The 12448-nt window shown below is 64.6% G+C and carries 10 protein-coding genes; 3 read left to right on the forward strand and 7 right to left on the reverse strand.

Going from position 1 to position 12448, the window contains the following annotated elements; all coding sequences use genetic code 11:
- Positions 1–33: 33 nt before the first annotated feature.
- Positions 34–159 carry a hypothetical protein gene (locus G6P99_RS25125; RefSeq protein ID WP_256375166.1) on the reverse strand — a complete coding sequence of 42 codons (126 nt, stop codon included), beginning with the start codon at positions 157–159 and terminating at the stop codon, positions 34–36.
- 141 nt (positions 160–300) lie between these two features.
- Here G6P99_RS25125 and G6P99_RS25130 point away from each other — a divergent pair, with 141 nt between their 5' ends.
- Positions 301–3033: a bifunctional diguanylate cyclase/phosphodiesterase gene (locus tag G6P99_RS25130; RefSeq protein ID WP_165123737.1), complete on the forward strand. Its 2733-nt coding sequence runs from the start codon at positions 301–303 to the stop codon at positions 3031–3033.
- A 123-nt stretch (positions 3034–3156) separates the two neighbouring features.
- Here the strand turns inward: G6P99_RS25130 and G6P99_RS25135 are convergent, their stop codons facing one another.
- On the reverse strand, positions 3157–4515 hold the full coding sequence (locus G6P99_RS25135) for a S41 family peptidase (protein ID WP_035976772.1): 1359 nt from the start codon (positions 4513–4515) through the stop codon (positions 3157–3159).
- Between the two features lie 185 nt (positions 4516–4700).
- Positions 4701–5888 carry an NADH:flavin oxidoreductase/NADH oxidase gene (locus G6P99_RS25140; RefSeq protein WP_051346215.1) on the reverse strand — a complete coding sequence of 396 codons (1188 nt, stop codon included), beginning with the start codon at positions 5886–5888 and terminating at the stop codon, positions 4701–4703.
- Positions 5889–6074: 186 nt separating this feature from the next.
- Here G6P99_RS25140 and G6P99_RS25145 point away from each other — a divergent pair, with 186 nt between their 5' ends.
- Complete coding sequence (locus G6P99_RS25145; RefSeq protein WP_165123739.1) at positions 6075–7157, forward strand: rhomboid family intramembrane serine protease; 1083 nt, start codon at positions 6075–6077, stop codon at positions 7155–7157.
- An 86-nt stretch (positions 7158–7243) separates the two neighbouring features.
- Here the strand turns inward: G6P99_RS25145 and G6P99_RS25150 are convergent, their stop codons facing one another.
- Both G6P99_RS25150 and G6P99_RS25155 read right to left on the reverse strand, forming a co-directional pair.
- Complete coding sequence (locus tag G6P99_RS25150) at positions 7244–7393, reverse strand: hypothetical protein (RefSeq protein WP_156928568.1); 150 nt, start codon at positions 7391–7393, stop codon at positions 7244–7246.
- Positions 7394–7762: 369 nt separating this feature from the next.
- Positions 7763–8779 carry an ABC transporter substrate-binding protein gene (locus G6P99_RS25155; RefSeq protein ID WP_029080843.1) on the reverse strand — a complete coding sequence of 339 codons (1017 nt, stop codon included), beginning with the start codon at positions 8777–8779 and terminating at the stop codon, positions 7763–7765.
- A gap of 286 nt (positions 8780–9065) precedes the next feature.
- Here G6P99_RS25155 and G6P99_RS25160 point away from each other — a divergent pair, with 286 nt between their 5' ends.
- Positions 9066–10289, forward strand: coding sequence for an ABC transporter substrate-binding protein (locus G6P99_RS25160; protein ID WP_029080842.1), 1224 nt, complete (start codon positions 9066–9068; stop codon positions 10287–10289).
- A gap of 45 nt (positions 10290–10334) precedes the next feature.
- Here G6P99_RS25160 and G6P99_RS25165 read toward each other — a convergent pair whose 3' ends face one another.
- Together G6P99_RS25165 and G6P99_RS25170 are read right to left on the reverse strand one after the other, a co-directional pair.
- Positions 10335–11246: an amino acid ABC transporter substrate-binding protein gene (locus G6P99_RS25165; RefSeq protein WP_029080841.1), complete on the reverse strand. Its 912-nt coding sequence runs from the start codon at positions 11244–11246 to the stop codon at positions 10335–10337.
- A gap of 106 nt (positions 11247–11352) precedes the next feature.
- Positions 11353–12279 (reverse strand): DUF3280 domain-containing protein, encoded by a 927-nt coding sequence (locus G6P99_RS25170; RefSeq protein ID WP_029080840.1) that lies wholly within the window; start codon positions 12277–12279, stop codon positions 11353–11355.
- Positions 12280–12448 lie beyond the last annotated feature (169 nt).

Genomic DNA, 12448 nt, shown 5'->3' on the forward strand with positions numbered 1-12448 from the left:
TCACGCACTGAACTTCGCGGAACGACACGCAAACTACGTGCCGACGGTCAGTTTGAGCATCGTCATGGAGTTAGATGGTAAACAGATGATTACATCGGTCTCGCACGCGGCAAGAGATTCCGCGCTGCGCGTGTTGACCGGCAAAATCTGCAGTTCCATCTCGGGAACCGGCGCCCTGACAGCAACCATTCGTTAACCAACCTCGCTAACCGCAACTCCATCTCGTTTCGATACGACTTTCGCGGGCCGGAGGTGCACAGACCTACCTCCGGGTGAAACGCCTGGAAGCGATAGCGTCAGATGAATCCAAACGGTAGCGCCTCGTTCAACGTCGCCTCGGTGATCGGCCGCGGTCCGATCCGCTGGCTGATCCTCGGCGGCGCCGTGCTGATGGCCGCGATCGCGATCGGCGCGACCCTGATGGCCGAGAATTTCCGCGAGCGCGCTTTGCACAACAGCGAGCGCGAGCTCGAGAACACGGTGCTGCTGCTGGCGCGGCATTTCGACCAGCAGCTCGACGATCTCGAGGTGGTCCAGCGCGACCTGATCGCGTTCATGCGCGACAACGGGATCGCGACGCCGGAGAACTACCGGCGGCGGATGTCGGCCGCCGACATCCATGCGATGCTCAAGTCCAAGATGGACGCGCTGTCCAATGTCGGCAGCCTCAACGTGTTCGATGCCGACGGCGTGCTGATCAACAGCTCGGGCGCCTGGCCGCTGCCGCAGGCCAGCATTGCCGATCGCAGCTACTTCCAGATCTTCAAGTCGAGCCCCTACTCGCCCGACATGCAGGTCGCACCGGTGATTAGCCGCATCAGCGGGCTGTGGACGACCGTCATCGTCCGCAAGGTCACCGGGCCGCGTGGCGAGTTCCTCGGCGTGGTCGGCCGCGGCATCGAGCCGGCGACCTTCGAAAAATTCTTCTCCACGGTGGCGCTCGGCGAAGGTTCGGCGATCTCGATGCACCATCGCGACGGCACGCTGCTGGCGCGCTACCCCCATGTCGAGGAGCTGATCGGGAAGAATCTCCGCACCGGGCCGGTCAACCAGCAGCGGGTGTTCGAGCTGCCGCAGAGCACCACGCGGTTGGCCAGTCCGGTCGACGGCAAGGACCGCCTGGTATCGTCGCGGGCGCTGACCAAATTCCCGATCGTCGTCGTCGCGACCACCACGACGGAAGCGGCGCTCGCCAACTGGCGCGAGCAGATCGCCATCCTGATCGCGGTGACCAGCATTTCCGTGCTGGCGATCGCGATCCTGCTGACGCTGGTGGTGCGCAAGCTCGTGCAGCAGCATCGCGCCCAGCAGCAGCGCCTGACGCTGGAAAAACTCCGGCTCGACACCGCCGTCAACAACATGACGCAGGGGCTGCTGCTGTTCGACGCCGCGCAGCGCCTGGTGATCTGCAACAAGCGCTATGTCGAGATGTACGGGCTGTCGGCCGACATCATCAAGCCCGGCTGCAGCTTCCGCGACGTCATCGTGCATCGCCACCAGACCGGCTCGTTCCAGGGCGACGTCGAACGCTACGTCAACATCGTGCTGCGCGACGTCGCTGTCCGCAACACCATGGTGATCACGACGCCCGACGGGCGCTCGATCCAGGTCGTCAACGAGCCGCTGGCCGACGGCGGCTGGCTTGCGACCCACGAGGACGTCACCGAGCGCCGCCGCGCCGAGGAGCGCATCACACATCTTGCCCACTACGATGCTCTCACCGACCTGCCGAACCGCGCGCTGTTCCACGAGGAGATCAAGCGCGAGCTGCCGCATGTCGCGCCCGACAGCCAGCTGGCGGTGCTCTATATCGACATCGACGAATTCAAGGGCGTCAATGACTCGCTCGGCCACATGGTCGGCGACGAACTGTTGAAGTCCGTTGCACGGACCCTGAGCGGCGTGATCGGCGACGGCGATTTCGTCGCCCGGCTCGGTGGCGACGAATTCGCGATCGTGCAGACCGGGGTGAAGAACGAGATCGAGGTCACAGACCTCGTCGCGCGCATCTACGAGGCGATCCGCTTGCCCTATCAATGCCTCGGCCACCAGGTCACCACCGACGCCAGCATCGGCATCGCGCTGGCGCCGAAGGACGGCACCGATGTCGATCAGATCCTGAAAAACGCCGACCTCGCGATGTATGCGGCGAAGTCGGCCGGCCGCCGCGTCTCGCGCTTCTTCGAGCCGGCGATGGATGCCGACGCCCGCGCCCGCCGCGAGCTCGAGATGGAATTGCGCCAGACCATCGCCGCGGGCCACGGGCTCGAAGTGCATTACCAGCCTTGCGTCGACCTGCGCAGCAACGAGATCACCGGCTGCGAGGCGCTGGTGCGCTGGCGCCATCCGCAGCGCGGCATGATCTCGCCGGCCGACTTCGTGCCGGTCGCGGAAGAGACCGGCCTGATCAACCAGCTCGGCGAATGGGTTTTGTTGACGGCCTGCAAGGAGGCCGTCAACTGGCCCGATCATGTCAGGCTCGCGGTCAACGTCTCGCCGGTGCAATTCCGCAGCGGTACGCTGGCGCTCAAGGTGATCGCGGCGCTCGCGGCGTCGGGGCTGTCAGCGGGCCGGCTGGAGCTCGAGATCACCGAGGCCGTGCTGATCCGCGACGACGAGACCGCGCTGGCGGCGCTGCACCAGCTCCGCGCCATCGGGATCCGGATCGCGCTCGACGATTTCGGCACCGGCTATTCGTCGCTGAGCTACCTGAAGCGCTTCCCGTTCGACAAGATCAAGATCGACCGCTGCTTCGTCACCGACATCGCCGATCCGCAAGGCTCGGCCGGCATCGTCGAGGCCGTCGTCAACATCGCCGCCGAGCGCAGCATGACCACGACCGCGGAAGGCGTCGAGACCGCGCAGCAGCAGCAATTGCTGCGTGAGCTCGGCTGCTCGGAAATGCAGGGCTATCTGTTCAGCCCGCCGAAGCCGGCGGCGCAAATTCGCGAGCTATTGGCCGGGCACCGCCAGGGTCCTGCCGCGGGCGCTGGCCAAACAGGCAGGCGCCGGCCGATCGTTCGCACGGCCTGAGTTTCGGAAGCACTGAACTACCCATGACTCGTCATGCCCGGGCTTGACCCAGGCATCCATCACATCAAGAAGGCGTGGATGGCCGGGTCAAGCCCGGCCATGACGTGAGGAAACGTCAGCGGCCTAGTTCGGCACCGGCCGCTTCTGCGTGGCCTTGGTGTCGGCGTTCTTGGCGTCGGCGTTCACGGTGACGCCGCGCAGCTGATTGAAGGCCGCGGCCAGCGCCTTGTCGTTCTTTTCGTCCGGCGGCACGTAGGATTGCGAGCCGGTCTGCTCGGCGCCCTCAGCTGCAAGATGACCGCGCATCTTGGCCTCGCTCATGATCTCGGAGCGGGTCTTGAACTCGTCGGGCACGTCCTGCAGCACCTCGATGTCGGGCTTAATGCCCAGCGCCTGGATCGAATGACCCGACGGCGTGAAGTAGCGCGCCGTGGTCAGGGCCAGCGCACCGTTGCCGGTGCCGAGCGGAATGATCGTCTGCACCGAGCCCTTGCCGAACGAGCGGGTGCCGATCAGGGTCGCGCGCTTGTGGTCGTGCAGCGCGCCGGCGACGATCTCGGAGGCCGAGGCCGAGCCGCCGTTGATCAGGACGACGAGCGGCTTGCCCTTGGTCATGTCGCCGCCATGCGCGGTGAAGCGCTGGGTCTCTTCCGGATTGCGGCCGCGGGTCGAGACCACCTCGCCCCGCTGCATCAGGGTCGAGGTCACCGACACCGCCTGGTCGAGCAGGCCGCCCGGATTGTTGCGGAGGTCGACGACATAGCCGGCGAGCTTGTCCTGCGGAACCTGCTTCTGGATCTCGGCGATCGCCTTGCGCAGGCCCTCGGTGGTCTGCTCATTGAACGAGGTGATCCTGATGTAACCGATGTCGCCGCCCTCGACGTGATACTTCACCGGGCGGACGCGGATGATCTCTCTGACGATCGAGACCTCGATCGGCTTGTCGGCGTCCTTGCGGATGATCTTCAGCCGGATCGAGCTGTTGGGCGCGCCCTTCATCTTGTTGACGGCCTGGTCGAGCGTCATGCCCTGGATCTGGTCATCGTCGATCGTGGTGATGACGTCGCCCGACATGATACCGGCGCGCGAGGCCGGCGTGTCGTCGATCGGCGCCACCACCTTGACGAAACCGTCCTCCATCGTGACCTCGATGCCGAGCCCGCCGAACTCGCCATGCGTGGTCTCCTGCATCTCCGACCAGCCCTTCTCGTTCATGTAGCGGGAGTGCGGATCGAGCGAGGAGATCATGCCGTTGATCGCCCCTTCGACGAGCTTGGAGTCCTCGGGCTTCTCGACGTAGTCGCTCTTGATCTTCTCGAACACCTCGCCGAACAGATTGAGCTGCGAATAGGTATTGGTGTTGTCCGAATGCGCGGCGGCATTGGCGGCGGCGAACAGATGCGCCCCCTGCGGCGAGGCCACGAGCAGGGTGAGACACGCACCCGCAACCGTCCCGAGGAAGAAGCCAACATGTTTGCGCATTATCCGCGATCCTTTTTCGCTACCGGCAGGCAACGTTCCGCAACGTTCGCCTGCCCCACCCCGACGGGGGCACCACACAACGGCTTTTTGGTCGGATCAAGGCCGCCTTGTCACCAGACCATTACGGTCCTGTCACGCTGCCTTGGTCAGCTCCAAATCAGCACTTAATCACCCCAAAGCCGGCCTCAAGTCAGCTCACGGTCGGCCTCTGGCCCAGCCTCCCGCAACCCGTTCTGCCAGGTCGACGGCTGGGTACCGAATCCGCGCTTGGCCCGCGTGCCCAACCAATAGCCAAACTGCGGAGGAACATTGCGAAATGGCCCTTCAACCCCGAGTTTTAGCGCGGCGTCCATCGGCCAGTTGGGGTTATTGAGGATTTCCCGGCCGACCGCGATCAAATCTGCTTGTTTGTCACGCAGAATCTGCTCGGCCTGGTCACCATGAATGATCAGGCCGACCGCCATGGTCATGATATCGGCATGCCCGCGGACATATTCCGACAGCGGCACCTGGTAGTTGTACTTGATCTCCTTGCCGAGAATCGGTGCCATCTCGCTGATTCCGCCCGACGAGCAGTCGATCACGTCGACGCCCCCGGCTTTCAGAATCGTCGCCAGCCGCGCGCTCTGCTCCGGCCCCCAGCCGGCATTGTCCTCGACCGACAGCCGCACGAACAACGGTTTGTGATCCGGCCAGTGCGCGCGCACGGCCTCCGTCACCTCGATCAGGAAGCGCATCCGGTTGGATTCCGAGCCGCCATAGTGATCGCTGCGCTTGTTGGAACGCTCGGAGAGGAATTCATGCACGAGATAGCCATGGGCGCCGTGCAGTTCCACCACCTCGAAACCGGCCTCATGCGCGCGCCGCGCCGCCTGCCCCCAGGCTGCGACGAGATCCTTCACCTCATGCGTTTCCAGCGCCCGCGGCACCGGCCAACGCTCGCTATGGGCAATCGCGCTCGGCGCCACTGGCGTCCAGGCGTCCCAATCCTCGATCTCGGCGGTGCGCTCCAGCGGGCGATCCCCCTCCCAAGGGCGGCTCGCACGCGCCTTGCGGCCGGAATGGCCGAGCTGGATGCCGGCGACCGCGTTCTGCTGCTTGATGAAGCGTGCGAGGCGGCTGAGCGGCGCGATGAACTTGTCGTCCCAGATGCCGAGATCGCCGATCGTCCCGCAGCCGCGCCGCTCGACCTTGGTCGATTCGACGATCACGAGACCCGCGCCGCCGGCGGCGAACTTCCCGGCGTTCATCAGATGCCAGTCGGTCGGAAAGCCCTTCTCGGCGGAATATTGGTGCATCGGCGGCACCACGATGCGGTTCTTCAGCGTGACGCCGCGGATGGTGATCGGCGAAAACAGCAGCGTGTCCGACATGGCTTCCTCATCTGGCGTCGTTACCCGGCGCGCCGGGCCGATATTTTGGCCGATCTTGTATTTGGCGCCGACGATATGCGCACCGCGCAATAGCCGATAGGGGTGCGACGCGCGCCAAGCACGCGGGAGTAGCAATTTGAAAGCCGCTTCGCTACGCTGTGGAACCCACCGCTCCTGGCTGTCATCATGGCCACCTACCGCGCAAATCCCGGCTTCTTCGAAATCCCTCACGCGGCGGTCTACGCGCTGATGACGGTGACCGTTCTGGCGTCGGGGTTTTGCTTTGTCCAAGCCGGCGGCGCAGCGGCGCCGGCTGAGTTGCTGTTCCGTTATGGTGGGATGTACTCGACCGCGCTGGCACGGCACGATTACTGGCGGCTGTTCGCCTACGGTTTCCTGCACGTCAACTTCATCCACCTCGCCACCAACATGCTGTGTCTCGTGCTGTGGGGCGGGCATCTCGAGCGGCGGGTTGGGCCGGCCTACTTCGTCATCATCTATTTCTGCGCGATGGTGTTCGGCGCCATCGTCGGCAATGCAACCCACGCCACGCCCTATCTGACGGTCGGCGCATCAGGCGCCACCTCGGGCATTCTGGGCGCGCTGCTGTCTTGTGGATCCTCGGCAAGCTCGATGTCCGCTTCGACTTCTTCGCCATCGCTGAACATCGCGTTCGCGATCAGCAATTCGCGGATCGACTGGGGCGTGCATCTCGGCGGGTTCGCGGCGGGCCTGATCAGCTGCGCGCTGCTCGACCTTGTCGAGAAACTCAACGGCTACGTGCTGCGCTGCCGATTTCCGGAGGCCGTGAAGGTCAATCTCGCGCTGCTCGCCGGCGTGACCGGGCTCTGGTTGTGGGCCGGTCAGGCGCAGACCCTGGTGGCACCGGCATGGATCGTCGCCGCAGGCTTTGTCGTCGTATGTTGCGCCGTGATCAAGCTGGTTGATCTCGCGCTGTCGATCAGGAAAGGCCTCGCCGCCGTCATCATCGCGCTCGCCGGTGCCAACGCGGCCTGCGTGGCACTCGGCGGCTGGGCGCTGGCAGCAACGTCGGCCTGTGTTGCGCGCCGATCAAGCGGGCCCGGGCCGTTCGAGAATCTGCTCAATGCATTCTGCGGCAATCCCCTGCTCGTGACCGCGCTGGTCGCGGTCGTCGCCGTCACGCTGACGCTGCTGCTCTGCTCAAAGGACATCTACCGCGGGATCGAGGACGTCGGCTTCGTCGGCAGTTCGCTACGCGCCGAGCGCAACCGCCGTCACGGGCTGTGAACCGCGAGCAGCCACGCTGGCCAGGCAGGCCGTCAACCGAAGCGGGGCCGGCTTGAAAAATGCTGGTGATCGGAGCCGTTCTGATCCTATTGAGCGGGTTTCCGGTTCGCGGACACGTCCGTCGGGCAGTTGGCCCCGCATTCAATCGGCTTCTTCTGATCGGCAACCCGCCACACGAGCAGCGCGACCAGGACAATGATGGTGACGGTGAGCTTGGCCAATGCGTCGTGATTCAATTTCAGCTCCGCAGAACAATCGGCATAGCTAAGACAATCAGTTGCATGCGAAATCGGGAGGTGTTGGAGGCCGGCGTCGTCGACCAGTCCTGACCTCGAGTCGGGTTGGTCGACGTCATCATGATACAGTCTTGGTGCGGCCCGCAACCTTTTCAGTCTGCATGGCAGCACGGCACAGCCGGCCGCGGTCGTGCTGCAACACCACCTCCAAAAGCTGCAGCCGTCACGCTGGGGTCGCAAATGACTGGAGTTCCACGCGAAGTGGAATCGGTCGGCGGAGAGCACAGCGCTCGGCGGGAACCCGCACGCCGGTGACGCGGCGGCTGCCCGCTTGCCGCCTCGCCCATATGGGCTATGTCGTTGCGGCGATCAGGACCTCGCAAGCCTGGCCGCGCCGGCGGCGATCGCCTCGTTGAAGCTCGTGTCCCAGAATTGTCCAACCTCCGCGCGCGCGTCGAGCACGCCGAGCTTGAGGAAGGTGTCGGCGACCTTCTGATGCGTCACCGGCACATCAGGCGACACGCCGGCGAGCGAGAAGTCGTCGCTCCGGCGGGCGAACTGGTCGAGGATGTCCTGCAGTGGCAGATGGGTCTCCGCCACCTGCGCCGCCGCATAGACGGGAAAGTTCTTGTTGGCGAACGCATAGGCGCGCTGGATGCGCAGCAGGAAATCGGTCACGGCGGCGTGGCGCAGCGGATCGTCGACCGCCTTCGGATTGGCGTAGATCGGGAAATTGCCGGAGAGATAGCCGACGCCGGTCTTGAGCAGGCGCGCGCCCTGCTTGGCGATGGCGAGCTGCCCGTTATAGCCGTAGATCGCCCAGGCATCGAGCTTGCCGGACGCGAACGCCGTGTACCCATCCGACGGCGTCAGGTTGATAGCCTCGATATCGCCGAAGGAAAGCCCGGCTTCCTCGAGCTGCTTGGCGAGGAAGTAATGCGCCGTTGTCGCGCGCACGTAGCCGACGCGCTTTCCCTTGAGGTCGGCAATGGAATGGATCGGCGCGTCCTTTGCCGCGACCGTGACCTGGATGTTGAGATCCTCATGGGTGACGGCGATGAAGCGCGCCTTGGCGTTCTGGCGCGCGGCGAACATCGCGGGAATCTCGCTGCCCGATCCGATATCGAGCGCATCGCCGTTCAGTGCCTCGATGTGGAGCACGCCGTTGTTGAGCTCCTTCCACTCGATCCTGTACGGCGTCTTGTCCTCGCCCGCCGCCTGCAGCAGCGGACGCCAGCCGCCCTTGTAATACGCAACCCGCAGCGTCACGCCGCCGAGATCGAGACCCCGGCCCGCCCCGCTTTCCGCGCGAGAGGTGCTCGCAATCAGACTTCCGGCGAGCACGCCGAGCGCGGAACGTCGAGGTAGAGAAAATGGCGTGGTCACCGGCGTGGGCTCCTGATCAGCAATTGCAACGTTGCAAGCTTAGGAGAAAACCGGCCGAAGTATATGAGACGCTATTTCGTTTTTCGCATCGGCTGCAAAAGACCATTCCAAGGATTGCGGTCCCTGCGCGGCAAACTGCTTTTCGGCGCCGCAAAACCTGACCCGGATCAGCGAAAGTGATATCCGCCGCCGCCCTGTCCGTGCCATCTTGTTGATCTAGGTCAATGGGCAGGTGCGGAAGGAACCGAATCTAGGAATCGGTGGCTGCCTCGCGCGAGCTCTTCCCATGGGTATCTTGATCCGAACTCTGCTGGCCGGCGCCGTCGCGCTGGTGTCGCTCGGCGCCATCACGCAGCAACTGCGCGACCAGGGCGTTTCCGACACCGAAATCCGGATCGGCAATGTGATGCCCTATAGCGGCACGCTGGAAATTTTCGGCCAGATCGGCAAGGCGGAAGCCGCCTATTTCGACATCGTCAACGAACGCGGCGGAATCGGCGGCCGCAAGATCCGCTTCATGTCCTATGACGATCTGTCCGATCCTTCCAACGCCATGGACCTCACGCGCATTCTCGTCGAGACCGACAATGTGCTCCTGATGTTCGGTTCGTTCGGAACGCCGGGGAACCTGGCCGTGCGGAAGTACCTCAACGAACGGCAGGTCCCGCAACTCTTCGTTGCCTCCGGCGACCAGCAGCTGAGCGATCCGTCGGTCTATCCGTGGACCATGGGCTGGCAGCCCTCCTACCGCGAGGAGGGTCGCATCTACGCCAATTACATCCAGGCGTTTTATCCCGGGAAGAAGATCGTGGCGCTCTGGCAGAACGACCAATTCGGGCGGGATCTGTTCAAGGGGTTGGAGCAAGGACTGGGTGATGTCGCCCATAACATCAGGGTCGACATCGCCTATGATGTCGACGATCAGCATCTCGACGGCCACGTATCGGTCCTGAAGCGATCGGGGGCCGAGATCTTCGTGTTTGCCGGGGTGCCGGAGAATGCCGCCAAGGTGATCCGGGCCGCGGCCGAACACGGCTGGCGGCCAGTGTTCATCGTCAACCAGATGGCGGCATCGATTGAGACGGTGCTCAAGCCGGCCGGCACGGAGAACGCGACCGGCGTCATCACCGCCGCCTTCCTGAAGGATGCGAGCGATCCGGCCTGGAAGGAGGAGCTCGGCAGCGGCGCCTGGCGCAGCTTCATTGAGAAGTACACGAAAGCCGGCGGCAAGGATGACGCTGCCGCCGTCTATGGCTATGCCGCCGCCGAAACGCTGGTCCAGGTGCTCACCCAATGCGGCAACGACCTGTCGCGGGAAAACGTCATGAAGCAGGCCGCCACGCTCAGGGATTATCAGGCGTCCGCGTTGCTCCCCGGCATCAAGATCAACACCGGTCAATCCGACTTCCGGCCCGTCAAGCAGTTGCGTTTGTTTCAGTTCGATGGCCGCAGCTGGCAGTCGATCGGCGATGTGCTCGATACAGCGTTCGTCGACCCAGGCAAGAAATAACGACGCGGATTTTTCCAATCCGCTCGCGCGACCCGCAGGCCCGAGCTACTTCGCGACCTCATAAACGTCGGGATCGAAACTCGAGCTCGGATGGGCGAACGCATTGCGCAGCGCCGGCGAGATCGGGACGTTGTAGTTGATGCCGTTCGGCGGGGTCGGCTGCTCCAGCCACCTCTTGTACATGACCTCGATCTCCGGGCTCGCGTAGAGCTCCGCCGTCGCGCGGTCGGCCAGCGCCTTGAACGGCGCGTCCTCCCGGCGCAGCATGATCCCGAACGGCTCGGCCTTCGAGAAAGCCTCCTCGCTGATCATGTAGAGCGCCGGCTGCTTCGACCGCGCGATCGCCACGGCGAGCTGGACGTCGTCGAGCGCGTAGGCCTGGGCGCGATCGGTCTCCAGCATCAAGAACGCTTCGGCCTGATCCTTGGCCGGCAGAACGGTGATGCCGAGCTTGCGCTCGGTATTGACCTTGATGAGCTGGGTGAGGTTCACCGAGCCTGCAACGGCGGTGACCGACTTGCCCTTGAGGTCGTCGATCGTGTTGATGCCTGCCGATTTCTTGGCGGCAAAGCGCGTCGCGCTCAGGAAGTGCGAGTTGGTGAAGGTCACCTGCTTCTGGCGCTCCGCGCTGTTGGTGGTCGCCGAACAGTGCAGGTCGATCGTGCCGTTGACCATCAAGGGAATACGGTTCGACGAGGTCACCGGGAGATAGTCGACCGCGATGTCCGAGATGCCGAGCTCCTTCTTCACGGCATCGACGATCTTGAGGCAGATATCGAGCGCAAAGCCGATCGGCCGCTGATTGTCGTCGAGATAGCTGAAGGGAACGGAGGCTTCCTGAAAGCCGAGCGTGACCTTCCTGGTCTCCTTGATCTTCTGCAGCGTGCCCGACAGCTCTTCGGCGGCCACGGGGCTCGCGGCGAACGTGAGAGCGAAAAGGACGGCGGGCAAACGCATCGGCGGCTCCTGTGCGGGGATAGGTGGCGGTGATAGCCCACGCACAGGCCCGGAGATAGATGACGATGTGTCTAGCAGCTATTGCGCTTTGCGATGGTCCGACTGACTAGCGCTGCGCCCCGCCCTCGAGCAGGCGGTCGCCGACCAGACGGACCGCGCCGCGGGTCCAGGAATAATCGGCGCCCATCCGCAGGCCGCTGTCGCCGCGCGAGACGACCGCGCCGCTGCGGGCGTCGCGCAGCTGGAAGCCGACCGTGTATTCGGTCCGGCTGACCCGCCTGATCACGCCGATCAGCGCTTGATCCGCGCCGAGCTTCTGCGCAATCGCGGCCTCGCAGCCGTCGCAGTCGCGCAGCACACGCGCCTTGACGGGCTCTGCGGTCGCGCCGCCGGTATCGACCAGGCGGTAGCGGCCCGACTGCGCCAGCCGGTCACGCACACCCCTGGTCACATCGGCCAGATAGGCTGCATCGGAGCCGGCAAGGCCGGACGCCGGTGCCGCGGTGGTGTCCTCGAGCTCGAACTCGAACACCGCAAGCCCGATAGGCGCAGCAGTGGCGGCCTGTGCCGGCGGCAGCGCGGCCGCAAGGGCGCCACGCACCTCGCGCGACAAGAACATCGCCGCGTGGTCCCATGCCTCGTCATTGTCGCCACGAAACGTGTAGAGCCTTTCGTACAGCACACGGGTCGCGCCGGCATCGATGACGGCGACCTTGGCCCATTGCACCAGCGTGCTCGTCTTCTGCACGCCGCCGATAACCTTGATCCGCGCCTCGTCCGCGGGCGAAACCAGGCGATAGCGGGGCTCCGCGGCGACATCGGCGCGCAGCCTCCGCATCAACGCATCCAGCCGCCGCTGGTGCGCAGCGGTCTGGTCGATCACCTCGCCCGAGGTGTCGACGTAGCTGAAATCGTCGATGCTGACGCTGAGCGGGGACGCCGCCGCTGCGCCGGTCTCGGCGCGCAGAGGACAGCTTCCGGCGAGCAGGCCGATCAGGGCAAGGGCGTGCAAAGCGAGACGGGACTGGCGCATGTATCCGGGCCTTTCGGGTGCTGGTGCGGCGGGTCGGTCGCAGCCTAGGCCGGCTGGCCTCTGCGCCGCAGCGGAGCGGCTCCCGGCCGGTGCCGGGAAAATTTCACGACGATGGTCCGCAGCCAGAGAACACCCAAGCCAGCGCTTCTCGACGCTCCCGTTCTGCCGT

This window comes from Bradyrhizobium sp. 6(2017) (genome assembly GCF_011058295.2).
In the GTDB taxonomy this organism is placed as follows: domain Bacteria; phylum Pseudomonadota; class Alphaproteobacteria; order Rhizobiales; family Xanthobacteraceae; genus Bradyrhizobium; species Bradyrhizobium septentrionale.

What these genes read in the sequence shown, in the direction of transcription:
- G6P99_RS25125 (WP_256375166.1), bottom strand. Translation starts at nt 159, where the DNA reads ATGGAACTGCAGATTTTGCCGGTCAACACGCGCAGCGCGGAATCTCTT.
- G6P99_RS25130 (WP_165123737.1), top strand. Translation starts at nt 301, where the DNA reads ATGAATCCAAACGGTAGCGCCTCGTTCAACGTCGCCTCGGTGATCGGC.
- G6P99_RS25135 (WP_035976772.1), bottom strand. Translation starts at nt 4,515, where the DNA reads ATGCGCAAACATGTTGGCTTCTTCCTCGGGACGGTTGCGGGTGCGTGT.
- G6P99_RS25140 (WP_051346215.1), bottom strand. Translation starts at nt 5,888, where the DNA reads ATGTCGGACACGCTGCTGTTTTCGCCGATCACCATCCGCGGCGTCACG.
- G6P99_RS25145 (WP_165123739.1), top strand. Translation starts at nt 6,075, where the DNA reads ATGGCCACCTACCGCGCAAATCCCGGCTTCTTCGAAATCCCTCACGCG.
- G6P99_RS25160 (WP_029080842.1), top strand. Translation starts at nt 9,066, where the DNA reads ATGGGTATCTTGATCCGAACTCTGCTGGCCGGCGCCGTCGCGCTGGTG.
- G6P99_RS25165 (WP_029080841.1), bottom strand. Translation starts at nt 11,246, where the DNA reads ATGCGTTTGCCCGCCGTCCTTTTCGCTCTCACGTTCGCCGCGAGCCCC.
- G6P99_RS25170 (WP_029080840.1), bottom strand. Translation starts at nt 12,279, where the DNA reads ATGCGCCAGTCCCGTCTCGCTTTGCACGCCCTTGCCCTGATCGGCCTG.